General features: G+C 67.6%; 24 protein-coding genes. 15 read left to right on the forward strand and 9 right to left on the reverse strand.

Features of this window, described 5'->3' with window-relative positions; genetic code table 11:
- Positions 1 to 52 precede the first annotated feature (52 nt).
- The 4 genes from ACIA12_RS10595 (at position 53) to ACIA12_RS10610 (ending at position 5,727) form a co-directional block, all read left to right on the forward strand.
- Positions 53 to 664, forward strand: coding sequence for a DUF4126 domain-containing protein (locus tag ACIA12_RS10595; RefSeq protein WP_396366663.1), 612 nt, complete (start codon positions 53 to 55; stop codon positions 662 to 664).
- Positions 664 to 1,971, forward strand: coding sequence for a phytoene desaturase family protein (locus ACIA12_RS10600; protein ID WP_396366664.1), 1,308 nt, complete (start codon positions 664 to 666; stop codon positions 1,969 to 1,971). The genes ACIA12_RS10595 and ACIA12_RS10600 overlap by 1 nt, the downstream gene beginning before the upstream one ends.
- A 72-nt stretch (positions 1,972 to 2,043) precedes the next feature.
- Complete coding sequence (locus ACIA12_RS10605; protein WP_396366665.1) at positions 2,044 to 4,263, forward strand: HelD family protein; 2,220 nt, start codon at positions 2,044 to 2,046, stop codon at positions 4,261 to 4,263.
- 15 nt (positions 4,264 to 4,278) lie between these two features.
- The gene (locus ACIA12_RS10610) at positions 4,279 to 5,727 is read left to right on the forward strand and encodes an alpha/beta fold hydrolase (protein ID WP_396366666.1); all 1,449 of its coding nucleotides are present in this window, start codon (positions 4,279 to 4,281) and stop codon (positions 5,725 to 5,727) included.
- Here ACIA12_RS10610 and ACIA12_RS10615 read toward each other — a convergent pair.
- Both ACIA12_RS10615 and metF read right to left on the reverse strand, forming a co-directional pair.
- A complete protein-coding gene (locus ACIA12_RS10615) occupies positions 5,724 to 6,254 on the reverse strand; it encodes a SixA phosphatase family protein (protein ID WP_396366667.1) in 531 nt (176 codons plus the stop codon). The genes ACIA12_RS10610 and ACIA12_RS10615 overlap by 4 nt on opposite strands.
- Before the next feature lie 16 nt (positions 6,255 to 6,270).
- Positions 6,271 to 7,218, reverse strand: coding sequence for a methylenetetrahydrofolate reductase [NAD(P)H] (gene metF, locus ACIA12_RS10620; RefSeq protein WP_396366668.1), 948 nt, complete (start codon positions 7,216 to 7,218; stop codon positions 6,271 to 6,273).
- Positions 7,219 to 7,276: 58 nt separating this feature from the next.
- Between metF and ACIA12_RS10625 the strand changes: the two genes are divergently transcribed.
- Positions 7,277 to 8,347 (forward strand): polyprenyl synthetase family protein, encoded by a 1,071-nt coding sequence (locus tag ACIA12_RS10625; RefSeq protein ID WP_396366669.1) that lies wholly within the window; start codon positions 7,277 to 7,279, stop codon positions 8,345 to 8,347.
- A 3-nt stretch (positions 8,348 to 8,350) separates the two neighbouring features.
- Here the strand turns inward: ACIA12_RS10625 and ACIA12_RS10630 are convergent, their stop codons facing one another.
- The gene (locus ACIA12_RS10630; protein WP_396366670.1) at positions 8,351 to 8,758 is read right to left on the reverse strand and encodes a helix-turn-helix domain-containing protein; all 408 of its coding nucleotides are present in this window, start codon (positions 8,756 to 8,758) and stop codon (positions 8,351 to 8,353) included.
- 65 nt (positions 8,759 to 8,823) lie between these two features.
- Here ACIA12_RS10630 and ACIA12_RS10635 point away from each other — a divergent pair, with 65 nt between their 5' ends.
- Both ACIA12_RS10635 and ACIA12_RS10640 read left to right on the forward strand, forming a co-directional pair.
- Complete coding sequence (locus ACIA12_RS10635; protein WP_396366671.1) at positions 8,824 to 9,165, forward strand: DUF4180 domain-containing protein; 342 nt, start codon at positions 8,824 to 8,826, stop codon at positions 9,163 to 9,165.
- The gene (locus ACIA12_RS10640) at positions 9,143 to 9,838 is read left to right on the forward strand and encodes a YqjF family protein (RefSeq protein ID WP_396366672.1); all 696 of its coding nucleotides are present in this window, start codon (positions 9,143 to 9,145) and stop codon (positions 9,836 to 9,838) included. Before ACIA12_RS10635 ends, ACIA12_RS10640 begins: the two co-directional genes overlap by 23 nt.
- On the opposite strand, the gene ACIA12_RS10645 is transcribed toward ACIA12_RS10640, so the two are convergent.
- Genes ACIA12_RS10645 through thiE form a run of 3 tightly spaced genes read right to left on the reverse strand, consistent with a single transcriptional unit; the run spans position 9,816 to position 11,367 of the window.
- Positions 9,816 to 10,244 (reverse strand): barstar family protein, encoded by a 429-nt coding sequence (locus ACIA12_RS10645; RefSeq protein ID WP_396366673.1) that lies wholly within the window; start codon positions 10,242 to 10,244, stop codon positions 9,816 to 9,818. The genes ACIA12_RS10640 and ACIA12_RS10645 overlap by 23 nt on opposite strands.
- A complete protein-coding gene (locus tag ACIA12_RS10650; protein ID WP_396366674.1) occupies positions 10,241 to 10,699 on the reverse strand; it encodes a ribonuclease domain-containing protein in 459 nt (152 codons plus the stop codon). The genes ACIA12_RS10645 and ACIA12_RS10650 overlap by 4 nt, the downstream gene beginning before the upstream one ends.
- On the reverse strand, positions 10,699 to 11,367 hold the full coding sequence (thiE, locus tag ACIA12_RS10655) for a thiamine phosphate synthase (RefSeq protein ID WP_396366675.1): 669 nt from the start codon (positions 11,365 to 11,367) through the stop codon (positions 10,699 to 10,701). The genes ACIA12_RS10650 and thiE overlap by 1 nt, the downstream gene beginning before the upstream one ends.
- Positions 11,368 to 11,408: 41 nt before the next feature.
- Here thiE and thiO point away from each other — a divergent pair, with 41 nt between their 5' ends.
- The 5 genes from thiO (at position 11,409) to pknB (ending at position 16,795) form a co-directional block, all read left to right on the forward strand.
- Positions 11,409 to 12,563, forward strand: a complete 1,155-nt coding sequence (gene thiO, locus ACIA12_RS10660) for a glycine oxidase ThiO (protein WP_396366676.1) — start codon at positions 11,409 to 11,411, stop codon at positions 12,561 to 12,563.
- A complete protein-coding gene (gene thiS, locus ACIA12_RS10665; RefSeq protein ID WP_396366677.1) occupies positions 12,560 to 12,760 on the forward strand; it encodes a sulfur carrier protein ThiS in 201 nt (66 codons plus the stop codon). The genes thiO and thiS overlap by 4 nt, the downstream gene beginning before the upstream one ends.
- A gap of 24 nt (positions 12,761 to 12,784) precedes the next feature.
- Positions 12,785 to 13,561, forward strand: coding sequence for a thiazole synthase (locus ACIA12_RS10670; RefSeq protein ID WP_343968566.1), 777 nt, complete (start codon positions 12,785 to 12,787; stop codon positions 13,559 to 13,561).
- Between the two features lie 174 nt (positions 13,562 to 13,735).
- Positions 13,736 to 14,710, forward strand: coding sequence for a LysM peptidoglycan-binding domain-containing protein (locus tag ACIA12_RS10675; RefSeq protein ID WP_396366679.1), 975 nt, complete (start codon positions 13,736 to 13,738; stop codon positions 14,708 to 14,710).
- A gap of 87 nt (positions 14,711 to 14,797) precedes the next feature.
- Positions 14,798 to 16,795, forward strand: a complete 1,998-nt coding sequence (gene pknB / locus ACIA12_RS10680) for a Stk1 family PASTA domain-containing Ser/Thr kinase (protein ID WP_396366680.1) — start codon at positions 14,798 to 14,800, stop codon at positions 16,793 to 16,795.
- Positions 16,796 to 16,993: 198 nt separating this feature from the next.
- Here the strand turns inward: pknB and ACIA12_RS10685 are convergent, their stop codons facing one another.
- Positions 16,994 to 18,028 (reverse strand): hypothetical protein, encoded by a 1,035-nt coding sequence (locus tag ACIA12_RS10685; RefSeq protein WP_396366681.1) that lies wholly within the window; start codon positions 18,026 to 18,028, stop codon positions 16,994 to 16,996.
- Between the two features lie 9 nt (positions 18,029 to 18,037).
- Positions 18,038 to 19,033 (reverse strand): glutathione S-transferase family protein, encoded by a 996-nt coding sequence (locus ACIA12_RS10690; RefSeq protein WP_396366682.1) that lies wholly within the window; start codon positions 19,031 to 19,033, stop codon positions 18,038 to 18,040.
- A gap of 491 nt (positions 19,034 to 19,524) precedes the next feature.
- Here ACIA12_RS10690 and ACIA12_RS10695 point away from each other — a divergent pair, with 491 nt between their 5' ends.
- Together ACIA12_RS10695 and ACIA12_RS10700 are read left to right on the forward strand one after the other, a co-directional pair.
- Positions 19,525 to 20,307 carry an ABC transporter ATP-binding protein gene (locus ACIA12_RS10695; protein ID WP_396366683.1) on the forward strand — a complete coding sequence of 261 codons (783 nt, stop codon included), beginning with the start codon at positions 19,525 to 19,527 and terminating at the stop codon, positions 20,305 to 20,307.
- Complete coding sequence (locus tag ACIA12_RS10700; RefSeq protein ID WP_396366684.1) at positions 20,304 to 21,065, forward strand: ABC transporter permease; 762 nt, start codon at positions 20,304 to 20,306, stop codon at positions 21,063 to 21,065. Before ACIA12_RS10695 ends, ACIA12_RS10700 begins: the two co-directional genes overlap by 4 nt.
- Before the next feature lie 207 nt (positions 21,066 to 21,272).
- Here the strand turns inward: ACIA12_RS10700 and ACIA12_RS10705 are convergent, their stop codons facing one another.
- Entirely contained in the window at positions 21,273 to 23,213 is a 1,941-nt protein-coding gene (locus ACIA12_RS10705; RefSeq protein WP_396366685.1) for a DUF4832 domain-containing protein, read from the reverse strand.
- Positions 23,214 to 23,327: 114 nt separating this feature from the next.
- Here ACIA12_RS10705 and ACIA12_RS10710 point away from each other — a divergent pair, with 114 nt between their 5' ends.
- Positions 23,328 to 24,209 carry a carbohydrate ABC transporter permease gene (locus tag ACIA12_RS10710; protein WP_396366686.1) on the forward strand — a complete coding sequence of 294 codons (882 nt, stop codon included), beginning with the start codon at positions 23,328 to 23,330 and terminating at the stop codon, positions 24,207 to 24,209.
- The last annotated feature ends 2 nt before the right edge of the window (positions 24,210 to 24,211 follow it).

Below are 24,211 nucleotides of genomic sequence, written 5' to 3' on the forward strand. Positions count from 1 at the left end.
GTTAACCATTTTTGAGGTCAGAGCGTTCAATTCTGACGACAAGCGAGGGGCCATGGAAGCGTTGCCGTTGGCGTTCACGACCGGCTGGGCGAGCGGGATCAACGCCTACGCCTGTGTGCTGATCCTCGGCCTGCTCGGCCGGTTCGCCGGTGTCGACGACGTGCCGCACGCGCTCACCACCCCCGGCGTGCTGATCGCGGCCGGGGCCCTGTTCGCCTTCGAGTTCGTCGCCGACAAGATCCCGTACATCGACTCGGCCTGGGACGCGATCTCCACCCTGATCCGGCCGACCGTCGGCGCCATCATCGCCGCCCTGCTGGCCGGCCAGGCGAGCAGCCTGCACCAGGCCTTCATCGCGACCACCGGCGGCGTCGTCGCGCTGCTGTCCCACGCGGTGAAGTCGAGCCTGCGGCTGGCGATCAACACCTCCCCTGAGCCGGTCACCAACATCGCCGCCTCGTCAGGTGAAGACGTCGCGGTCGCGGGCGTCGTCTCGCTCGCCGCGTTCCACCCCACCGCCGCCCTGATCATCGCCGCCGTCCTGCTGCTGATCGGGCTGATCTCGGTGTACTTCGCGTTCCGCGCGATCCGCCGGGGACTCGCCAGGTTCCGCGCCTGGCGGGAGAGAAACAGCAATCCAGCAACTGGGAGCAGTGCAGTCTGATGGCCCGCGTGATCGTCATCGGGGCCGGCCTAGCCGGTCTCGCCACCGCCGTACGGCTGGCCAAGCTCGGCCACCAGGTCACCGTCTGCGAGAAGGACGACCGCTTGGGCGGCGCCTTGGGCCGGGTAGAGGCCGACGGCTTCAGCTGGGACGCAGGAGCAGCCAGTACTACGCTCCCGGCCGCCCTGCGCGACCTGTTCCGCAAAAGTGGCCGCCCGATCGACAGCCTGGCCCAACTGGAGCCCATCACCGAGCCGCGTCGCCACCTGTTCAGCGACGGCTCAGTACTCGACCTGCCGGTCGGGGACCGAGCGCTGCAGTCGGATGCCTGGGCGCACCTCGCTGACGACAAGACGGCGAAGCAGTGGACGGACCTGGTCGACAGGTACGGCGAGACTTGGCAGATCCTGCGCAAGTCCTCGTTGGAGCCGCCGCTGATGGACAAGCTGCCGCTGGCGGCGATCCGCAGCCTCAAGCCGTGGCAGTCGCTGGAGCGCACTGCCCAGCGCAGCCTCGACGACGAGCGCGCCCGCGCAGTACTGCGCTACTACGCGATCCAGCACGGCTCCGACCCGAAGCTCACGCCCGGGTATGTCGGGGTGTGGTCCTACCTGGAGCGCACCTTCGGCCGCTGGACGATCGACGGCGGGTTCGGCGTACTGGCCGATGCCCTCGCGCAGCGGGCGAGCGAACGCAAGATCGACATCCACACCAACGCAGAGGTCGTCGGAGTCGACACTGACCACGGCCAGGTGACCGGTGTCCGACTGGCGGACGGCAAGACGCTCCCTGCCGAGGTAGTGGTCAGCGACATCGACCCCCGCGACCTCTACGGCCAACTGGTCGACGACCCGCAGGCCAAGAAGGTACGCCGCAGGGTGCTCTCCACCCACCAGGCCCAGGCCGCGTATGTCATCCACCTGGGTCTCAAGGACCCAGTGCCGTCCCTACCCTTCGAGACCGTCCTTCACGGCAAGCCGACGGTAGTGGTCCGCACCGGCGGCCAGGCGCCGGCAGGGCATAAGGCCTGGTCAGTGCTGGTCCACGGCTACCCCACTGACGACGTACTGGACCTCCTGGTCGCCAGGGGGCTCCACATCCGGGACAAGGTCGTCTCGCGGCAGACCTCCCCCTCCTGGTGGGCCGGAGTGGCTTGGGAGGGCTACAAAACCGCCCGCCGTCGGGCAGCCAACACCTCCCCGATCAAGGGCCTGTACTGCGTCGGCGCGGGCGCCCATCCAGGCGTCGGAGTGCCCGCTACCACGCTCGGTGCGGCGATCGTCGCGGACGCCGTCGGCAAGGCTTGATCGCGGCGCATTAAGATTGACCGTTCATGTGTGCCGTGTCGGGGAGGTGTCCCGGCAGTAGAGAGGACCCCGGTGGATCAATCCCCCACGTCGACCGATCTCGAGAACGTCGAGCGAGCTGAGCTCGAGGCCGAGCAGCAGCACGTCGACCGGGTCTACGAGCGGGTCGCCGAAGCGGCCCGGTCGGCGTCCCGGATCGCGGTCGAAGGGCACCAGCGCGGTCAGGCCCAGAACGTCGGCCGGGTCCGCGACGAGGAGCAGACCGGCCTCTACGAGCGCGACGTGCTGGTGTTCGCCGCTGCCCGACGGATCGCCGAGCTGGACGCGGAGCACGAGGGCCTGGTGTTCGGCCGGCTCGACTCCGACCAGGGCGACGACACTGAGCCGGTCACGGCCGCAGCGGAGCTCGAGAGCCTGTACGTGGGCCGCATCGGCGTCCGCGACGCGGAGTACGAGCCACTGGTCATCGACTGGCGTGCCCCGGCCGCCGAGCCGTTCTACCGCGCCACCGCGACCGACCGGCTGAAGGTCGTCCGCCGCCGCGTACTGCGCAACAAGGGCCCCCGCATCGCCGGTCTCGAGGACGACCTGCTGGCACCCGGGCGCTCCCCCGCCGACCTGCCCGTGCTGGGCGAGGGCGCCCTGATGGCGTCCCTGTCGCGTGCCCGTGGCCACACGATGCGTGACATCGTCGCCACCATCCAGGCCGAGCAGGACGAGGCGATCCGGGCCCCTGCCCGCGGCGTCACCGTCATCGGCGGCGGCCCTGGCACCGGCAAGACGGTCGTGGCGCTCCACCGCGCCGCCTACCTCCTGTACTCCGACCGCCGGCGGTTCGAGCGCGGCGGCGTCCTGGTGGTCGGCCCGTCCGCCGCCTTCATGGCCTACATCGAGCGGGTCCTCCCCAGCCTCGGCGAGAACACCGTCTCGCTCAGGGCCGTCGGCGAGCTCGTAGACGGCGTGCGGGCAACCGCTGTCGACGAAGCGGACGTGGCAGCCATCAAGGGCTCCCTGCGGATGACTGGCCTGCTGTCCCGGGCAGCCCGCGACCGGGTGCCAGACGCGCCCACCACTCTGCGGGTGTTCATCAACGGCGCGACCGTCGAGCTGGACGCCAACCAGCTCGACAACGTCCGCCGCAACGCCCTGCGCCGCACACCGCGCAACAAGGCCGCCTCGGAGGCCCGCAAGGCTCTGGTGGCCGCACTGTGGCAGCGGTTCCCCGACGACCTGCGCACCGGCGTCTACGCCGACCGCGAGTCGTTCGGCGACCTCGTCACCGACCTGCCCGCATACAAGCAGTTCTTCGCGGCTTGGTGGCCGATTCTCACCCCTGGCACTGTGCTGCGCTGGCTCGGCGACTCTCGGCGGGCACAGCGCTGGTCGCGGGGAGACTTCTCCACAGTGGAGATCGACCAGCTGTCGGCGGCGATTCGGAGTACCAACGAATTCACCATCGCAGACGTCGCACTGCTGGATGAGCTGAGCAACCTGCTTGGCCGGCCGCCAGTGGTCGAGGCCGGCAAGGATGAGGAGTTCGACTGGCTCGAAGGGCTCTCGGACGGCGTCAACGAAGTACTGACGACCTCTGAGCGCCGTGCTCGGGCAATAGCGGCAGCAGAGGCTGAAGAGCCGGATGAGTACGCGCACGTGCTGGTGGACGAGGCACAGGACCTCTCCCCCATGCAGTGGCGCATGGTGACGCGTCGCGGCCCGCAGGCGAGCTGGACGATCGTGGGCGACCCGGCGCAGAGCTCCTGGCCCGACCCGGCCGAGGCGCGTGCGGCGATGGACTCGATGCTGTCGCACCTACAGCGGCACACGTTCCGGCTCTCGACCAACTACCGGAACTCGGCGGAGATCTACGCGTTCGCCGGCGAGGTGATCCGGCAGCAGATCCCGGACGCCGACCTGCCGAACGCAGTACGGCAGACCGGCGTTGACCCCGAGCACCGGATCTTCGACGCGGGCAAGGTCGCCCAAGCGGCTGCCGACGCAGCAGGCGAGCTGCTCGCACTCGTCGAGGGCACGGTCGGCGTCATCGTCCCGCCGGTACTTCGACCCGCCATCGACTCGGTGCTCGCCGAGCTGGGCGACTCCCGTGTGGTCGCGCTCAGCCCGCTGGACTCCAAGGGCCTCGAGTACGACGCGGTCGTGGTGGTCGAGCCGGACCGGATCGTCAGCGACACGCTGGGCGGCGTACGGGCTCTGTATGTCGTTCTGACCCGGGCGACCCAACGGATGATTACCATCAACAGCACTACCCACTGGTTGCCCGCCCGCGCCTCCTGAGAAGGAAGTAGGGCTTTGACAAACCACCTGACGCGCGGTGCAGCGCTTGCCGTCGCGACCGCGCTACTCAGCGCGCCCCTGGTCACGGCCAGCGCGGCGGCCCCGAAGCTGAAGTGGGGTGCGTGCCCGGACTCGGCGGGCGCACCCCGTGGCGTGTACTGCGCCAAGCTGCTGGTGCCACTGGACTACAGCAAGCCCACTGGTCGGCAGATCACCCTCACGCTGTCGACCAACGGCTCATTGAGCTCACCACACCTCATGCTGGTCAACCCGGGCGGCCCGGGCGCATCGGGGATCGGCACCGAGAAGCTGGTCTCCGCCGCACTCCCCCAGGCAGTAGCCGAGCAGTACTCCGTGTTCAGCTTCGATCCGCGTGGTGTCGGCGCCAGCACTCCGGTGGACTGTGGTGACCTCACCAAACTGAGCCCTCACCCGGCCCTGCCCTACAAGCCCGCCAACGCCAAGCAGGAGCAGCAGCGGGTCGCCTTGGCCACGAAGGTCGCTGCCCAGTGCGGGGCCAAGTCCAAGTGGCTGCTGCCATACATCACCACCGAGAACGCTGCACGGGACATGGACCGGATCCGGATCGCGCTCGGCAAGCAGAAGATCGACTACCTCGGCTATTCGTACGGTACGAAGCTCGGGGCGACTTACGCGACGATGTTCCCGCAGCACGCGGGCCGGTTCATCCTGGACAGCGTGGTGGACCCACTGGTCAGCACCTACCAGTCAGGCTTCGAGCAGAACGTCGCACTCGAGAAGCGCACCCAGCAGATGTTCGCCTGGGTGGCTGCCAACGACAAGACATACCACTTGGGCAAGACCGGGCGTGCCGTCGCTGCCGCGTGGGAGCGGCTCCGGGCCAGGTTGGCCGCCAAGCACGTAGGTGGCCGGGTCGGCGCGCCTGAGCTCGACGACATGCTCGCCTCGAGCATGTACACGGAGGACTCCTGGCCCACGCTGCTGGAAGCCGTCACTGACTACCTCAAGGGCAACCCGGAAGGACTGCTCACTGCGGCCGACCAGCTGGCTCTGGGAGTCGACCCGGCGCAGCTCGCCTACAACTGCAACGACAAGGGCTGGCCGCGCACCTGGTCCCGCTGGCACCGCGACACCGTGCGCTCGGATCGCCTGGCGCCGCACTATGCGTGGCTGAACACCTGGTACAGCGCCCCCTGCGCCTTCTGGCCGGTCGGTCCCGCGAAGGCCGGGCGGATCGGCTCCAGCAAGGTCCCGCCGATCCTGCTGCTCCAGGGCCGGTACGACGGCCCGACACCGCTGGTCGGCGCGCAGCGGATGCAACTTGTACTACCCGGCTCGCGGCTGCTCGTCGATGCCGGTGGCAACCATGCGTCGTACCTGTTCAGCGACAACCCGTGCACCGACGTACCGGCGGCGAAGTACTGGCTGACCGGCAAGCTGCCGAACAACGGCAACTGCCCGGCCTCCAGACCGGCTGCCTAACCGCGTGGGATGACGTAGTCGACCAGGTCTGCGTCATCCGCGCCCAGGTCCGCCCAGCGGCTGGTGGTGTGCAGGACTGCCAGGCCTGAGGTCGGGTACTTCTGGGTGAGCTCGACGCGGTTCGGGCTGGTGCCGTCCAGCGCCAGCTCGTCCGCGAGCCACGGGATGCCCGGGGCGTGGCCGACGACGATCACAGTCCGGACCTCGGCCGGGACGTCGTAGATCACCTGCAGCAATTCGTCCGTGCCGGCGCTGTAGATCCGGCGGTCGTACCAGACGTCGGTTGCCACCGCGCCGGCCTCGGCGGCGTACTGCCAGGTCTCCCTGGTACGGATCGACGGCGAGCACAGGACCAGCTCAGCCTCGATGCCTTGGGCAACCAAGTAGCGGCCGGCCGCGGCGGCGTCGGCCCGGCCGCGGTCGGCGAGGGGCCGCTCGAGGTCGGGCATCGACTCCGGCGGCACCGCCTTCGCGTGCCGGAGCAGTACCAGGGTGCGGTCGATCAGAAGATCCGACGGGTCAGCCATCGGATCAGGATAGGGCTCAGACCCGGCTGGGGCGGTGCGGCGGGGAAGGTACAAGTGCTGCCGGCTGCAGGTTGCGGAACACCTGACGGGTCGCCGTCGAGCGGTTCAGGGTGATGAAGTGGATGCCTGGCGCGCCACCGGCGAGCAGCGCGTCGGACAGCTCGGTCGCGATGTCGATACCGACGGCCCGGACCGCGGTCGGGTCGTCGGCGACCGCATGCAGCCGATCCGTCACCACCGACGGCAGCGCCATCCCGGTCAGCAACGCCATCCGCTCGATCTGCTTGATGTTCGTCACCGGCATGATGCCCGGCAGGATCGGGATGTCGCAGCCCAGCGCCGAGGCCCGCTCGACCAGCCGGAAGTAGTCGTCCGCGCCGAAGAACATCTGGGTGATCGCATAGTCGGCTCCGGCCGCTGCCTTCGCCGCCAGAACACGGGCATCGGTCTCGAGGTCCGCCGCCTCCGGGTGCTTGTCCGGGAAGGCCGCCACGCCGACGCAGAAGTCGCCGAGCTCGCGAACCAGCTCGACCAGCTCGATCGCGTGGTTCAGCCCCTCGGGATGCGCGACCCACGGCTGCGACGGGCCGCCCGGCGGATCGCCGCGCAGAGCGAGGACGTTGCGGACGCCGGCGCCCGCGTACGCGCCGACGACCGAGCGCAGCTCGTCGCGCGAGTGCGAGACGCAGGTCAGGTGCCCGAGTGGGGTGAGTGAGGTGTCCTGGGCGACCCGCTCGGTGACCCGGATCGTGCCGTCACGAGTGGTCCCGCCGGCGCCGTACGTGATCGAGACGAAGGTCGGCCGCAGTTGCTCGATCTCGCGGATCGAGCGCCACAGCACCTCCTCCGCCTCGGGCGTCTTGGGCGGGAAGAACTCGAAGGAGAAGGATGGCTGGCCGCCCGACAACAGCTCGCGGATCGTCGGCGTACTGCCCGGAAGAGTGGACGGGAGACCGGTTGCCATGAGGTCAAGGCTACCCGGGGCGTGGGGCTCGGCGCGCGGACCGACTACTCTCCGAGACGTGTATGCCGACGCAGACATCCCGACCGAGATCCAGCACGCTCTGACCGCCTTCCTGGACATCCAGCAGGTGCGGCTCGCCGCGATCGGACCGGAGCTCGAGGAGCAGGTCCTCGCCGCCCGCGACGCGACCAGCGGCGGCAAACGGCTGCGACCGTCGTTCTGCTACTGGGGATTCCGGGCAGCGGGCGGCGATCCCAAGCAGCCGATCCTGAAGGCGGCCGCCAGCCTGGAGATGCTGCACGTCAGCGCGCTCGTGCACGACGACGTGATGGATTCCTCCGACGTACGCCGGGGCGCACCGGCCGCCCATCGGCGCTTCGAGGCGCTGCAGCGAGCCAGGTCGGAGAAGACCGGCAACGGCGGCGACCCGGTCGGCTTCGGGGTCGGCGCGGCCATCCTGCTCGGCGACCTCTGCCTGATCTGGGCCGACGAGATGCTGCACACGTCAGGCTTCGACGCGGCAGCGCTGGCGGCTGCCTCCAAGTTCTTCGACGCGGTCCGGGTGGAGGTCACGGCCGGGCAGTACCTCGACCTGGTCGCCCAGGCGTCGGGTGAGGCGGACATGGACCGCGCCCTCCGCGTACTGCGGTACAAGGCCGCCACCTACACGGTCGAGCGGCCGCTGCACATCGGCGCGGCCCTCGGTGGGGGCGGACAAGAGCTGATCGATGCGCTGTCGGCGTACGGGCTGCCGTTGGGTGAGGCCTTCCAGTTGCGCGATGACCTGCTGGGTGTCTTCGGGGATCCGGCGCTGACCGGGAAGCCGGCCGGCGACGATCTGCGGGAGGGCAAGCGGACTGTGCTGACGGCGTACGCGGTCGAGCATGCTTCGGAGGTGCAGCTGGCCGAGTTCGACCGGCTCTTCGGGCGGCCGGATCTGGACGACGACGAGATCCAGTTGCTGCGCGAGATCCTTCAGGACAGCCGCGCGGTCCAGGCGTGCGAGGACCTGATCACCGAGCGCACCGAGGACGCCCTCGACGCACTCGACCGCTCTCCGATCGACGACGAGACTTCTCGCAAGGCGCTCGCCGACCTGGCCATCGCCGCCACCGCCCGCCACCTCTGAGCGTCAGGCCTTCGCGAGCAACGCCACCACACGTAGAAGATCTGCGGTCACCTCGGGATCACCGAGGATGATCAGTTTGAGGCTGGACCGGTCTGCGTCGTACGCCGTCTCGACTCGCAGGCGGCCGAGCCCGCCCTGGTTGACCGCCGCGTGCAGATGCGTGCTGATCCGGTCGGCGCCGGCCCGGTCGATCGCGTCGACCTGCACGATGCTCGACACCTCGACCCGCCGCTGGATCGCGCCACCGTCGTCGACGGCCGCGATCCCGGTGAACGCCTCGAGATCCGCGCTGCTGATCCGGTACTGCTTCCCGATCCGGACCGCGTTCAGCTTGCCGTCCCGGACGTAGTTCCGCACCGTCCGCACGTGCAGCCCCAACTGCTCCGCCACCTGCTCGACCGAAAACAACACAGTAGATCCCTATCACATACCTTAGAATTCCCTATAAATCATATTCGAGGGAAGGATACGGTACTTTGCGGGCCTATCGCGCGACCAAAGCCATCGCCAACGAACAGGACGCGGTCGACGCGATCGCGGACGCGCACTACTGGCATCAGGCCGAGTGGCTGGTCGTACCGGTCGAGCTGCTGCCCGCGGAGTTCTTCCAGTTGAGCAGTGGACTGGCGGGGACGGTCGTGCAGAAGTTCGTCAACTACCGGATGGGCCTGGTCGTGCTCGGCGACGTGTCCGCGCATGAAGCGGCCAGTGCGCCGTTCCGGGACTGGGTGCGCGAGGCGAACCGCGGGCGGGAGCTGCGGTTCGTACCGGACCAAGCGGCACTAGATTGCCTGCATGACCTGGCCTCTGGCACCTGAGCTCGTCCGGCCGCGGGTGCTCCGGCAGGAGTGGCTGGACCTGTCCTTCATCCACTGGGCAGTAGAGCCGGCCAGGGTCGCCCAGTACTTCCCGGCGGGCACCAGGCCCGACACGTTCGAGGGACGGACGTACGTCGGCCTGGTGCCCTTCCGCATGGTCATGTTCAGGTCGTTCCTGGAGACCAACGTTCGCCTGTACTCCGTAGACGCCACCGGCCGGCGAGGCGTCGTGTTCCTGAGCCTCGACACCAACTGGCTTCCGCTGGTGGTCGGGTCGCGCAGCACCCTGGGCATCCCTTACCGCTGGGCGCGCATGCAGCACCACACAGCGGGCGGCCGCCATACCTACAGCTCGACTCTCCGGTGGCCGCATATCGACGCCAGCAGCACGATCGAGACGCAGGTAGGCGAGCAACTGGAGCTTGGCCCGCTGGAGCACTTCCTGACCGCCCGCTGGGGTCTGCACCTGAGCAGGGCGGGCCGTACGTGGTACATGCCCAATGAGCACCCACCCTGGGTCCTGCACCGAGCAGAGCTGCACCGGCTTGAGGACAGGGGTCTGCTTGCCTCTGTGGGGCTAGGCGAGCTCAGCAGTCGCCCGCCAGACCATATGGCCTTCAGCGCCGGCGTACCGGCTCGGTTCGGCTTACCTAGAGGACCGGTACTTCGGTAACCAGGTCTGGTACGTCGTCCGCCTCACGGAGCAGCACCCGGAGTTGACCCGACTCGTTGGCGTCCTCGGCAAAGATCTGGAGCGCCACGTCGACCGTGTCGTGGTCATGGTCGAGCAGCTCGCGCCAGCCGTCCCAGAGCACGACCTCCGGCTCCCCTGTCGACCTGTCGCTCAGTGAGTCGGCCAGTGCGTCCCAGTTGCGCCCGAACCAGCGCGGTAGGTCGAACGCGGTCGCACAGACGTCGAGGAAGCCTGCCTTGTCGTGCACTGCCGTTGTGTCGAGCAGCACGAGGCTCCAACCCGCGTCGGTGGCAGTACGGCGTACCTGGTCGGCAGTGAGCTTGGAGTGCCAGCGGTAGACGCCCGGACGCAGGCCCTTGCTCAACAGCGCGGGCAGGTCGGTCATCCGTCCTCCTGGATCCGGCGGAACGACTTGTAGTGGTCGTCAGTGTAGTAACGCTCGCCGCTCTGAGCGGTGATGATCCGGCGTGCGCCGCGGTCGTTCTCGCCCGGGGTCTTCACGGTGAACTCGTGGTAGTAGCCGTTGCTCTGCTTCGGCAGGATCTTCTCGCGGTTGCCGAAGACGATGCCGTCGCGGCTGTACGGGTACGGCCCGCCCTTGTCGATCAGCGCAAGCGTCTGCCGGGCCTCCTTCGGCAACTCGGCCGCCGCCACGACCCGAAGCCCGCTGACCGGATCCTGGGTCGGCCTACTCTGAGTCGTCTGTGCCCTGGTCGTCTGGGTTTTGGTTGCAGTGTCCGAGCCGGAGGCGCTGCAGCCGAGCAGGGAGGCGGCAAGCGTGATCACCATCATCGCGATCACCACCGCGGCGATGATCCGCGCCGCCTTCGGGTTGTTCATCATCCGGCGCCACGCAGCCGCCGGCTGAACTCCCCCGCCGCCGCGGCCGGGTCGTCCGCTTCAGTGATCGCCCGTACGACGACCACCCGCGTCGCCCCCGCCTCGACCACCTCATCCAGCCGGTCGAGGTCGATCCCGCCGATGGCGAACCATGGCTTGACCGGCTGGCGACTGGCGGCGTACGAGACCAGTTCGAGCCCGGAGGCCGCACGACCGGGCTTGGTCGGAGTGGCCCAGGTCGGGCCGACGCAGAAGTAGTCCGAGCCGTGCTCATCGACTGCGGCGTTCACCTGGCTGAAGGTGTGAGTGGAGCGGCCTATCACCGGCTCCATCCCCGTGATGGCCCGCGCTGCCCGGACAGGCAGGTCGCGCTGGCCGAGATGCAGGATGTCGGCCCCTGCGGCGAAGGCGATGTCGGCGCGGTCGTTGACGGCCAGGAGCTTGCCGTGGCGCTTGCAGGCGTCTGCGAACACTTCCAGGGCCGCCAGCTCGTCGGCGGCCTCCAGGTCCTTTTGCCGCAGCTGCACGATGTCGACGCCACCGCCCAGGGCAGCGTCCAGGAACTGTTCGAGGTCTCCCTGCTTCTCCCGGGCGTCAGTGCACAGGTACAGGTGGGCGTCGGCCAGCCGGTCGCGCAGTAGTCCGGCGTCTGCGGTGTGCTCAGTCACAGGCCCAGCCTGCCATGTGTATACCGTCGTACTGTTAGCGCATGGCTGAGCGAACCTGCGATGTCGTCATCATCGGCGCGGGCCTGATCGGTCTCGCGACTGCCTGGCGCCTTGCTGTAGACGGTATCCAGGTGACGGTATGTGACCCGACACCAGGCAGCCAGACCTCTTCCGTCGCCGCAGGCATGCTGGCCCCGGTCACCGAGGTCGAGTACGGCGAGGATGAGCTGCTCGCCCTCAACCTGGCCAGCGTCGCCGCCTGGCCCACCTTCGCCGCGGAGCTGGAAGCCCTCACCGGCGAGTCCGCCGGACTCCATCGGACCGGCACGCTCTCCGTCGCATACGACGTCGACGACGCAGCCGCCATCCGCCGACTGGCCGACTACCAGCGGCGGCTCGGCCTGGAGGTCGAGGAGCTGTCCGGCCGCGAGGCCCGCAAACGCGAGCCGCTGCTCGCCGCCGGAGTCACCGCGGGAGTCTGGGTTCCCGGCGACCACTCCGTGGACAACCGCCAAGCCGTCTCCACCCTGCTCCGCGCCGCCGAGCTGTCAGGGGTCGAGCTAGTCCGCCAGCGCGTCAACCGAGTCCTCATCACCGGTACTACAGCAGTCGGCGTCGAGCTGGAGGACGGGTCAGCTATCCATGCCGGCCAGGTCATCGCAGCGACCGGCCCCTGGTCATCCCAGTTGGAGGGCATCCCGGCGGAGTTCCGGGTCCCCGTCCGGCCGCTCAAGGGCGAGATCCTGCGACTACGGGTGCCCCCGGCGTACAGGCCTGCTCTCAGCCACACAGTGCGTGCCACTGCACGCGGCTTTGCCGTCTACCTGGTACCGCGGCCCGGTGGCGAGCTGGTGGTCGGGGCGACCACGTCGGAGCTCGGCTACGACACCCGGGTCCTCGCTGGTGGAGTGTTCGCGCTACTGCGGGATGCGCGGATGATCCTGCCCCTGGTGGATGAGCTGGAGCTGGTGGAGGCAGTGGCCGGGTTGCGGCCGGCTACGCCCGACAACGCGCCGATCCTGGGACCGTCCGGCATCGACGGGCTGCTGTGGGCTACTGGGCACTACCGCAACGGAGTACTGCTCACGCCGATCACTGCCCAAGTCATCGCCGATACCGTCCGTACCGGCGTCCTTCCCTCGCTGGCGACTCCGTTCCAAGCCAGCCGCTTCACCGAAGTTAAGGTGACGACATGAACGTGCTCGTCAACGGCAGTACTGAGCAGATCACTGCTGGGACCACGGTGGCCGATGTGGTCGAGCGCTGGGCTCGCAGCCCGGTCGGTGTGGCGGTGGCGGTGAACGAGGCCGTGGTGACCCGGACAGAGTGGCCCGGGACGACACTGGCCGAAGGTGACCGGGTGGAGATCCTCACCGCGGTCCAGGGCGGTTGAGGATCAGCACTTTGAGGAGCAGGCATGAGTGACGACACCCTGGTGATCGCGGGCCGCGAGTTCACGTCGCGGCTGGTCATGGGTACCGGCGGAGCGCCGAGTCTCGAAGTACTGGAGGAGGCGCTGGTCGCGTCCGGTACTCAGCTGACGACCGTGGCGCTGCGGCGGCTCGACCCGAGCCAGCAGGGGTCTGTCCTCGATGTGCTGCGCAAGCACGACATCGCAGTACTGCCGAACACTGCTGGGTGCTTCACTGCGGGTGAGGCTGTGCTTACAGCACGGTTGGCGCGGGAGGCCTTGCAGACCGACCTGATCAAGCTCGAGGTCGTTGCGGACGACCACACGCTGCTGCCTGACCCGGTGGAGCTGCTGGATGCGGCTGAGACGCTGGCTGCCGACGGGTTCTCGGTGCTTGCCTACACCAACGACGACCCGATCCTGGCTCGGCGGCTGGAGCAGGTCGGGTGTGTGGCGGTGATGCCGCTTGGATCGCCGATCGGGTCCGGGCTGGGGATCCGAAACCCGCACAACATCAGCATGATCGTCGAGGCGGCGAAGGTGCCGATCGTGCTCGACGCGGGCATCGGTACGGCGAGTGACGCGACGCTGGCGATGGAGCTGGGCTGCGACGCCGTACTGCTCGCGACCGCCGTCACCCGGGCCGAGCGACCGGCGCTGATGGCTGCCGCGATGCGCGACGCCGTGACGGCCGGCCGGGGCGCTTTGCTGGCCGGGCGGATCCCGCGCCGCTACCACTCCGCACAGGCTTCGTCACCCTTGGATGGCCGGGCCTCACTTTAGGTGCCTCCGGCATCGGTTGCCGGTAGCAAACACTCGATTGTGAACCACAATCGTGTAGTTCAGCCTTAAATTGTTACCTTTTCATCACAGCCGTAACAAATGACCCATGCGCACCTGTTGTCACATCTGTACCACCACTTACCGTCAAGGGACATTCACACGGGGAGATGGAAGATGGGCAACACGTGGCGAAAAGTCCTGCGGGTAACGACTGGTTTCGCGGTCCCGCTGCTCGCGGCCGGGGTGATCACGGCCGGCTCGCCCGGCTTCGGCCAGTACAAGGTGAAGCACGGTGACACGCTCAGCCACATCGCGGCGGCGTACGGGACCAACGTCCGGACCCTGGTCGCGCTGAACAACCTGCCCGGCAACGGCAACGCGATCTACGCCGGCGAGGTGCTCCAGCTGCCGGGCAAGGCGCCCAAGCAGAGCCCGGTGAAGAAGCGGTCCCAGCTCGGCCGGGTCCCGTACGTCGTGAAGCCCGGCGACACGATCAGCAAGCTGGCCAAACGGTTCCGCTGCTCACAGGCCAACCTGCTGGCGGCGAACGGGCTGAAGGTCACCGACCACATCTACATCGGCAAGAAGATCCTGATCCCGGTGAAGATCGTCGCGAAGCCGGTCGCTCGCAAGAAGCCGGTCGCGAAGAAGAACAACACCTTCGCGGGCCGTACTTACGCCGACCACATCGTCTCGGCCGCGGACGCCAACCGCGCCGCCTTGAGCAAGCGCAAGCTGCCGACCCGGGCCCAGATGCGGACGATGATCATCCACACCGCCAAGCGGTACCACGTGGATCCCGAGCTGGCGCTGGCGATCGCCTGGCAGGAGTCCGGCTGGAAGCAGCGGGTCGTCTCCCCCGCCAATGCGATCGGCACGATGCAGGTGATCCCGTCGACCGGCAAGTTCGCCTCGAGCTTCGTCGGCCGCCGGCTCGACCTGCTCAAACCGCAGGACAACGTCACCGCCGGGGTCGTCCTGCTCAATCGTTTGACCTCGGCCGCGCGGCTCGACATCGCGGTGGCCGGCTACTACCAGGGCCTCGGCGGCGTCCGGCGGAACGGGATGTACCCGGACACGAAGCGCTACGTGAAGAGCGTTCTACGCCTGAAAACGAGCTTCGAGAAGGGGTACAACCCGCTCCGGTAGGCGTCCAGCGGCGCGGCGGTGGAGTGGCGACCTTGCACCCTATTTACACTCTCAGAGCAGACAGCTTTGAGAGGCGGCTCACCGCAAGTGACGGAAGACGTAGGCACCCAGGTGGGCGACCGCCTTGTCGGGCGAGTGCTCGACGGGCGGTACCGCGTGGGTTCGCGGATCGCCAAGGGTGGCATGGCGACCGTCTACGAGGCCCTCGACATGCGGCTCGACCGGATCATCGCGCTCAAGGTGATGCATCTGGGGATGGGCGACGATGCCGAGTTCGGCCGCCGGTTCGTCGCCGAGGCCCGGGCCGCCGCCAAGCTCTCGCACCCGAACGTGGTCGCCGTCTTCGACCAGGGCACCGACGACGACACGCTCTTCCTCGCGATGGAGTACGTGCCCGGCCGCACCCTGCGTGACGTGATCCGTCAGCAGTCGCCACTGCCACCCGCGCGGGCGCTGGACCTGCTCGCGCCGGTACTGTCCGCGCTCTCGGCCGCCCACGACGCGGGCATCGTGCACCGCGACATCAAGCCCGAAAACGTGCTCATCTCCAACGACGGCACCGTCAAGGTCGCCGACTTCGGCCTCGCCCGCGCGGTCACCACGACAGGCAACACAGCGACACAGGGCCTGTTGATGGGTACGGTCTCGTACCTGGCCCCCGAACTCGTCACCGACGGCCGCGCCGACGCACGCTCCGACGTCTACTCGTCCGGGATCCTCCTGTACGAGTTGCTGACCGGCAGCAAGCCCCACACCGGCGATACGCCCATCCAGGTCGCGTACGCGCACGTCCACGCGGATGTACCGCCGCCTTCGCAGCTCGTACCGGGCATCCCGCCGTATGTCGATGCGCTGGTGCAGCGGGCCACCGCGCGCGACCGCGATCTCCGGCCGGCCGACGCGCGGGTCTTCAGCCGTCAGGTCCACCGGGTGCGCAGCGCGATCGAGGAGGGGCTGCCGGACGATCCCGAGCTGACCGGCGACCTGACCGTGCCGATCCAGCAGATGCGCCAGGACAACGGGTACGACGACGGCTACTCGCGCGGCAACGCGTACGTCGAGCACGTGGAGCAGCCGCCGCGGAACGACACCATCGTCGTACCGTTCGAGCCGGCTCAGCCCCAGTCCCTGCTGCGGCCGACGGGGGCAACCAGCCAGCCTCTTCCGACTCGGCCAGTGACTCGGCAGCCGCAACCACAGCGTCGAGGACGAGGCTTCATCGCGCTCATCGGCGTACTGGCGCTGGCGATCGGCGTCGGGACGGCCGCGTGGTTCTACGGCGTACATCGCTACACCTCGACGCCCGTACTGCTGAACCTGACGCAAGCCGAGGCGAACACGAAAGCCGCCGAGTCCGGGCTGACGACCAAGCTCGCGAACCAGGACTACTCCGAGGACGTGCCCAAGGGGTCCGTCATGGCGACCAACCCCGAGCCCGGCGCCCGCATCCGCAAGGAGGGCGAGGTCGAACTCACCGTCTCCAAGGGACCTGAACGCTATCGGGTACCGCAGCTCAAGGGCCTCGACGAGGACTCCGCTCGACGCGCTCTGGAGTCGATCAAGCTGAACGTCGGCCAGGTCAGCCAGGCGTACAGCGAGACCGTCCCGAGCGGCCGAGTGATCATCTTCTCGCCCAAGTTCGACTCGGTGATGAAGCCTGGCGAGTCCGTCAACCTGGCGATCAGCAAGGGCAAGCGCCCGATCACCGTTCCCGACCTGACCGGCAAACCGGTCCGCGAGGCAACCCGAACCCTCAAGAAGGCCGGCTTCACCGTCAGCCGCACCGACCAGTTCGACGAAAAGATCCCCGAGGGCCAGGTCATCTCCCAGACCCCCAACAACGGCACCCTGTTCGCCAAGGACAAGGTCACCCTGGTCGTCTCCAAGGGCCCCGCGCTGCGGAAGGTCCCCAACGTCCGCAGCAAGAAACTGGCCGACGCCGAAAAGATCCTCACCGAGGCCGGCTTCCTGGTAAAAGTCGAGAAAGCCCCCTTCAACCTAGGCCTCAACCTGGTAGCCGGCCAATCCCCCGCCGCCAACCAAATGGCCAAACCCGGCACCACGGTCACCGTCACCGTCCTGTAAAGCTCCCCACGCCACCTCGCCCGCCTCACCGCCTCACCGCCTGGCCGCCTCCGCGGCCGATGGCCCAGCGTGGTGGCTACCGTCCCGCCGGCCTCCATTTGAGGGGTTAACTCTTCAAATTGTGGGTTGCCCGCCGAGTATCCGCCGGGCAACCCACAATCCGAGGGGTCAACCCCTCGGCGCGCTCAAGCTAGGCGCTTATCGCCCGAGGGGGTTAGCGCGGAGTACGCGGTGTTGGGCGTCGAAGTCGGTGTACTGGGCGTTGTGCAGGGATCGCAGTACTTGGTCCAGCTCGAGCCAGTACTGCTCCTTCTCGGGCCAGGTCAGCGGCAGTACGGCGACTCGCGCCCGGGCACAGCGCAACTCGAGGCGGAACCGCAGTACCGCATGCTCTCCGTCATACGCCGGTACGTTGGCCAGGCTCGCCGCAGCCGTCAACTCGGCGAGCAGCGCGGCATGCGCCTCGGTCGCCAGCGTCTGGTCGGCGTCTCGATCGCGCGCGGCCGCGACCAGGTCCGCAAACTGTTGCAAAGCCAGCGCCACCAAGGCGATCACGCCGGTCTTGATCGCCTCGTTCATCACCGGGTCCCCGACCGTCGGCGCACCGAGCGGTGTCGCCGCGATCGCGATCCCGATCAGCAGCGTGAACCGCAGGACCACGCCGATCAGCCGGTCGAGCAGCGAGTGATCCACCCCGATCTGAACCTGCTGCAGTTGATCCCTCAGCTCCTCGATCCCCTGCAACACCGCCGCCCGGTCATCGGCCCCGATCCCACCGACCTCGACCAGGCCCGGCAGCAGCTCATCGACGACATCCGCCGCAACCCCGAGGAACTCAGCAACCTCACCCAGCGGCAACGCAGCCAACTCGGCCGCCGTCACGAGCGGCGGCACGGTCCTCCGGAACTTACGGCGGGACCGTTTCCCGCCGCTGTCCCGCACCTGCTTCGCCGCCTGCAGCAGCATCAGATCAAGATCGGTCACCACATCCCGGAGCGCCGCCGCCGCGGTATTCGGCCGTCCAGCGGCCCGAGCCGCCGCCCGCCGCTCCTCACTACTGAGCAACCGACTCAACCCAGGCGGCCCAGCCTGCGAAACCGCCCCCTGCCGCCTTTCCTGCACGTCGGAGTCCCCACCCGGCACCCCAGCAGGCGTATCCACCCCTTGCCCACCCTGAGCCGAAGCGACCTTGAACCACTCCGGACGATTCGACCCAGCCTGTGAAAAGCTCATAACCCAACCCTAGGCAACGCCGTGCCCAGCGATTACTTGCTCGCCGCCGCGAGTCGGCCCAGGCGGGGTGCCCTTGCCGAACGGCCTTCCACCCAACGCCTCCCGGCCGTGTGGCGTAAGCCAACCTGAGAGATCCGGTCCCTTAGGGATGATCTGCGTCGGATTGATGCCGGTGTGCACCACGTAGTAGTGCTCCTTGATCTGAACGAAGTCGACCGTGTCCCCGAACCCCGGCGTCTGGAACAGATCCCGTGCATACGCCCAAAGCACCGGCATCTCAGTCAGCTTGTTCCGGTTGCACTTGAAGTGCCCGTGATACACGGCATCGAACCGAACCAACGTCGTGAACAGCCGCACGTCAGCCTCGGTAATCGTGTCCCCCACGAGATACCGCTGATCCCGCAATCGCTCGGACAGCCAGTCGAGCGCCACGAACAAGCGATCGTACGCCGCCTCGTAAGCTTCTTGCGACGATGCGAACCCGGCGCGATACACCCCGTTGTTGACCTCGGTATAGACGCGCTTGGCAACCTCATCGATCTCACCCCGCAACGGTTCCGGGTAGAGGTCCGGCGCGCCGTCGCGGTGGTACGCCGTCCACTCGGTCGACAGGTCCAACGTGATCTGCGCAAAGTCGTTGGTCACCACGGCCCCGCTGGGCACATCAACGATCGCCGGCACCGTGATCCCCTTCGGGTACTTCGGATCGCGCTTCAAGTACGCATCCTGCAACCGAGGAATCCCCAGCACCGGATCAACCCCACCCGGATCAAGATCGAACGTCCAACTCCGCTCATCATGCGTAGGCCCACAAAACCCGATCGACAACACCTCCTCCAGCCCCAGCAACCGCCGCACGATGATCGCCCGATTAGCCCAAGGACAAGCCCGAGCCACCACCAACCGATACCGCCCCGGCTCCACCGCGAACCCATCCCGCCCATCCGCCGTGATCCGAGTAGAGATGTAGTCACTGTCCCGGTTGTACTCCCCTTTAGCACTCACCCCTCAAGCATGCCCCACCCAAACATCCCCCACGCCGAAGCGCTCAATTCGCAAGCAAACAAGGCTGCGTACTCCGCCATCGCGTGGTCGGCGATCGGCGGTTTAGGCCTCCGGCGAGACGGGTCGGTCTCGCGGTGCGAGGCTGATCGGCGTAGGCGAGTTCGAGGCGGATTGGTGGCCGCCTACTCGGGCCGGGCGGAGCCGCTGGTCAGGTGGGGGCCGAGCGGGACGGTTCCGCTGATCGCAGGCTCGCTGTGGCCGGGGTGAGTGCCTACTCTCGCATTCGCGCGACGCAGGAGCGCATGCCTGGGTGGGCGGGAGCACCCAGAGCGGTAGCGACGCAGGAGCGGACGCGGCGGGTGCGTGGGGAGAGCCCGGCTAGGCGCGGGATTCGGCTCCCGGGGTCTGCTTCGTGTCAGCGCCGTGTCAGGACCGGGCGACAGCATGGTCGGCATGAGCACATTGGTGATGGCGACGGCGGGAGCGGTCTGATGGGGACACAAGAGGGTGCGGCGATCCAGGTACGGGGGCTGGAGAAGTCGTTCAAGGAGTTGAAGGTGCTGCAGGGCGTGGACTTTGAGGTGGCGCCGGGGAGCATCTTCGCGCTGCTCGGGTCGAACGGGGCCGGTAAGACCACGATCGTGCGGATCCTGTCCACCTTGCTGAAGGCGGATGCCGGTACCGCCGTCGTCAACGGGTTCGACGTCGCGGCCGAGCCGCTCCGGGTGCGGGAGTCGATCAGTTTGACTGGGCAGTTCGCTGCGGTCGACGAGATTCTCACCGGGCGCGAGAACCTGGTGATGGTGGCCAAGCTGCGGCATCTGAAGAACCCCGGTCAGGTGGCGGACGAGCTGTTGAGCCGGTTCAACCTCACCGAGGCGGGTTCGCGGAAGGTCTCGACGTACTCCGGTGGAATGCGCCGGCGGCTGGACATCTCGATGAGCCTGATCGGGCAGCCCAAGGTGATCTTCCTCGACGAGCCGACGACCGGGCTCGACCCCGAGGCGCGGCTTGATGTGTGGAAGGTGGTGCAGGAGCTGGCCAAGAGCGGCACCACCGTCCTGCTCACCACCCAGTACCTCGACGAGGCCGAGCAGCTCGCGGATCGGATCGCGGTACTTCACCAGGGCCGCATCATCGCCGACGGCACCCTCGCCGAGCTGAAGAAACTCCTTCCGCCGGCCAAGGTCGAGTACGTCGAGAAGCAGCCGACTCTGGAAGACATCTTCCTCGCCCTCGTTGGAAACGACAGCAAAGAGGTCCAGTCATCATGACCACACATTTCTTCGGCGACACCGGCGTACTGCTGGGCCGGTCGCTGCGCCACATCTTCCGCAGCGCGGACACGATCATCACGACCGCGATCACGCCGATCGCGATGATGCTGCTGTTCGTGTACGTGCTCGGCGGGGCGATCAAGACCGGTACCGATCACTACGTCAACTACCTGCTGCCGGGCATCATGCTGATCGCGATCGCGTCGGGCATCGCGTACACGGCGGTCCGGCTGTTCACCGACATGAAGAGCGGCATCTTCGAACGCTTCCACTCGATGCCGATCGCCCGCTCGTCCGTGCTGTGGGCGCACGTGGTCACCTCGCTCGTCGCGAACGCGATCTCGGTCGTGATCATCGTGCTGGTCGGCCTGGTGATGGGATTCCGTACGTCGGCAGGCCCACTCGCGTGGCTCGCAGTGGCCGGGATCCTGCTCCTGTTCACCCTGGCGCTCACCTGGATCGCCATCCTCGCCGGCCTGTCGGCCAAGTCCGTCGACGGAGCCGCCGGCTTCTCGTACCCGCTGATCTTCCTGCCCTTCATCAGCTCCGCCTTCGTCCCCACCGACACGATGCCCGGCCCGGTCCGCGCCTTCGCCGAAAACCAGCCGGTCACCTCGATCGTCAACACCATCCAGCACCTCTTCGCCGAACAACCCGTCGGCAACGACATCTGGACAGCCCTCGCCTGGTGCCTAGGCATCCTCATCGTCGGCTACCTCCTGGCCATCCGCACCTACCGCCACCAAATCGCCTAGCCCCGTCAGCAACAGCGGCTGAGCTGGAACTGGGGAGGATTCTGTCCGCGAGCGGGGAGGCAATTGCGCCGATCTGGGGGCAGGATCCTCCCCAGTTCCCGTTGAGATGAACGGGGATCAGCTGGTGTGGAGGATTCTGAAGCCGTTGGGTCCGGGCCCAGGGCTGCCAGGCTTCGGGAAACCTAGCAGCCCTGGGGTCCTGTCCAGCTAGCCGACAACTACCCGGTCGATGTCCGGGGCCCATCCGGTGGAGTTGCTGAAGGAGATGCTGTTGGCGGTGCCCGCCAACAACGTGCGGGTCACAGTGACGGAGCCGACGGTGTTCCAGTCGGCGGTGGCCGGGAAGGTGACGGACTGCCCGTTGACGGTCGCGGTACGGGCGACGGCGGAGGCGTAGTAGATCGTGATCGCCTTCGCGCCACCGGAGCCGCCGTTCACGTTCGGGATCGACAACGTACCGAGATTGTTGCCGATGTACCCGACCTTGGAACCGCCCGAGCACGCGGAGCACGACGACACAACCGCCCCACCGGCGAGGTTGCCCGCCTCAGCCTCGTAGCTGACGGGCACACTGCCGCCCGTACCAACGGTGACAGCGCCCAGCCCGACCCACCCGTCGGCGTTCTGGGTCGCGTTGGCGAAGCGGAGTTTCTTGGCGTTGGCCGACGTCGCCTCGAGCGGGTTCTTCACCCGCAGTACCCACTGGTAGTTGCCCTGGGCCACATTTGCCAGGTTGACCGGCGTCTGGAAGTACTGCGGATAGCCGAAGTCGCGATAGGTCGGGTCGGCACCGACATTCCAGTCCGGGAACGTGCGGATCTTCAGCGGCTGGATCGTGCGCAGATCCCAGGCCGTGTCCCAGCTCTGCACGACCGTACCGGCACTGTTCTTCAACCCCACCGTCACCTTCCACGGGTAGTAGAACGGGGCGACGCCGGTGTTGCTGATCTGTACGCCGAGGTTGGTCGTACCGCTGGCCGTGTTCTGGAAGTAGGCCTTGTTCACGGTCAGGTTGTAGCCCATCAGCCGTACCGCGGCGCCCACGTTGGCGTTGCCCGCCGAGTAGTTGACCGACTGCTCGTTGATCTTCCAGGTTGTGTGCTCCAACTCGAGACACGCCTTCATGTTGTCGACCGCGCCCGACCCGCCGGGCCAGTTGTCGAACGCGGTGGACTGGATCTCCGGCCGCACCTCACCACCCATCGAGTCGTTGATCCACTTGTTCTCCGTACCGGTCGCAAGGTTGCGCTGCAGTTGCGAGTACGACGCTCCGCCCAGCGACTGTGGCAGCGTCACCCCCGCGAGCGGCGACCCTTCCCGGTAACAGAACGAGTCATCGTGGTACCCGATGTCACGACCGTTCGCCGCGCCACCGGCCGCGTCGGGATAGCGGAGTTCGAGCTTGGTCGTGCCGAACGCGCTGTCGTAGGCGTTGAGGATCTGCGCCGCGTTCGCGTCGGTGGGCATGTAGTTGGGGAACCCGTCGGCGGTGTCGGTGTCGTACGGCCAGGTGTGCCACTCACCCCAGAGCCCGATCAGGCCGAGGTGCACGAACCCGAGCCGCGGATCACCGTCGTACCGGGCCCCGAAGGCCGCGATGAAGTTCTTCAGCGCGTCCACCAGGTACGGGCTGTCGTAGTCGGGCTCGGTGACGTTCCAATAAGTGTCGGACCGGTAGTTGACGTGACCGTTGAAGCACGACGGGATCGCGTTCGCCGGATGGCTGCCGGTACCGCCGGGATAGACCATGTAGAAGCGAATCGCGGCCTGATTCCCCTGCGCTGCGGTCTCGGCCAGCATGTTGTCGAGGATGGACCAGTTGTAGCTGCCGCAACTGGCCGCATTGGTCATCACCTCGGACAGGCCGAAGTACCCCCAGGTCAGTGAGTGCGGGTAGCCCGTGTTCTGGTTCGCGCCCGGTGAGTAGAACCGCGCGAACCCCTTCAGCGGATTGTCGAGCGGGCCGTCGGCGGCCTGCAGAGTGTGCGACTGCAGGGCCGGATCAGGAGTGGCGGGTGGTGCCGGGCGGGCCGGCGGACCGGCCGGAGCCGCGTCGGCCGGGGTCACCGCCGCGACGCTCAGGCTGAGCGCTGCCGTGACGGCGGTGAGCGCGGCCAGCAGGCGGCGGCCGCTGATCTGAAGGGGCATGGCTTCTCCTCGGGGCGAATATGAAGAAGTGTTGACAAACTTCCGAATAACTACATCATTAGTCCAGAGCGAGCCGCCTGACAAGAGCTCGCCGGAGCCGATCGAGGGACAGCCATGGGCCAAGCCAGACAACGGGACGACCGGCGGGTCGCATGGTGGTTCGTCGCGCCGGTGCTGGTGGGATTCGCCGTCTTCTACGCCTATCCGGCGGTCCGCGGCGTCTGGTACTCGCTCACCGACTACACGATGCTCGGCACGCCGTCCTTCGTCGGCGCCGAGAACTACACCGATCTGCTGGCCGATCACCAGTTCTGGAGCTCGATGCTCGTCACGGCGTACTACGTCGTGCTCAACATCGCATCGCAGACAGTGCTGGCCCTGGCCGTCGCGGCCCTGATGCACCGGCTGACCCGTTCGGTCGTACTCCGGGCAGCGCTGCTCCTGCCCTGGCTGGTGCCCAATGTGACGATCGGCCTGCTCTGGATGTGGCTGCTGGACACCAACCTCGGACTCGTCAACCACCTCCTGCACGCGGTCGGTCTCGGCCCAGTTGGCTTCTTCACCGACGCGCACTGGGCGATGCCCGCGGTCGCTGGGATCAACACTTGGGCCTACACCGGGTACACCGCACTCCTCCTGTACGCCGGGATGCTGCAGATCCCGCAACACCTGTATGAGAGCGCGGCGATCGACGGAGCCGGCGAGCTGCGGATCTTCGCCCGGATCACCATGCCCCTGCTGCGACCGGTGCTGGCCCTGGTACTGGTCGTGTCGTTGATCGGCTCGTTCCAGATCTTCGACACCGTCGCGGTCACCACCAAGGGCGGACCGGTGTCCGCGACCCGGGTCATCTACTTCTTCATCTACCAGCAGGCCTTCAGCTACTTCCACATGGGCTACGCGGCCGCGGCAGCAGTCTTCCTCGCGCTGGTGCTCGGAGTGTTCACCTTCGTCCAGCTCCGCCTGCTCCGGGCGTCGAGCTCGGACCTGGCATGAGA

Source organism: Kribbella sp. NPDC051620 (assembly GCF_044453825.1).
GTDB lineage: Bacteria > Actinomycetota > Actinomycetes > Propionibacteriales > Kribbellaceae > Kribbella.

Bases quoted from the DNA above. Each gene is read 5' to 3' on its own strand.
- ACIA12_RS10710 (WP_396366686.1), top strand. From the start codon at position 23,328: ATGGGCCAAGCCAGACAACGGGACGACCGGCGGGTCGCATGGTGGTTC.
- ACIA12_RS10595 (WP_396366663.1), top strand. From the start codon at position 53: ATGGAAGCGTTGCCGTTGGCGTTCACGACCGGCTGGGCGAGCGGGATC.
- ACIA12_RS10600 (WP_396366664.1), top strand. From the start codon at position 664: ATGGCCCGCGTGATCGTCATCGGGGCCGGCCTAGCCGGTCTCGCCACC.
- metF (WP_396366668.1), bottom strand. From the start codon at position 7,218: ATGGCAACCGGTCTCCCGTCCACTCTTCCGGGCAGTACGCCGACGATC.
- ACIA12_RS10685 (WP_396366681.1), bottom strand. From the start codon at position 18,028: ATGAGCTTTTCACAGGCTGGGTCGAATCGTCCGGAGTGGTTCAAGGTC.
- thiS (WP_396366677.1), top strand. From the start codon at position 12,560: ATGAACGTGCTCGTCAACGGCAGTACTGAGCAGATCACTGCTGGGACC.
- ACIA12_RS10645 (WP_396366673.1), bottom strand. From the start codon at position 10,244: ATGACCGACCTGCCCGCGCTGTTGAGCAAGGGCCTGCGTCCGGGCGTC.
- ACIA12_RS10675 (WP_396366679.1), top strand. From the start codon at position 13,736: ATGGGCAACACGTGGCGAAAAGTCCTGCGGGTAACGACTGGTTTCGCG.
- ACIA12_RS10695 (WP_396366683.1), top strand. From the start codon at position 19,525: ATGGGGACACAAGAGGGTGCGGCGATCCAGGTACGGGGGCTGGAGAAG.
- ACIA12_RS10700 (WP_396366684.1), top strand. From the start codon at position 20,304: ATGACCACACATTTCTTCGGCGACACCGGCGTACTGCTGGGCCGGTCG.
- ACIA12_RS10670 (WP_343968566.1), top strand. From the start codon at position 12,785: ATGAGTGACGACACCCTGGTGATCGCGGGCCGCGAGTTCACGTCGCGG.
- ACIA12_RS10650 (WP_396366674.1), bottom strand. From the start codon at position 10,699: ATGAACAACCCGAAGGCGGCGCGGATCATCGCCGCGGTGGTGATCGCG.
- ACIA12_RS10640 (WP_396366672.1), top strand. From the start codon at position 9,143: ATGACCTGGCCTCTGGCACCTGAGCTCGTCCGGCCGCGGGTGCTCCGG.
- ACIA12_RS10705 (WP_396366685.1), bottom strand. From the start codon at position 23,213: ATGCCCCTTCAGATCAGCGGCCGCCGCCTGCTGGCCGCGCTCACCGCC.
- ACIA12_RS10615 (WP_396366667.1), bottom strand. From the start codon at position 6,254: ATGGCTGACCCGTCGGATCTTCTGATCGACCGCACCCTGGTACTGCTC.
- thiO (WP_396366676.1), top strand. From the start codon at position 11,409: ATGGCTGAGCGAACCTGCGATGTCGTCATCATCGGCGCGGGCCTGATC.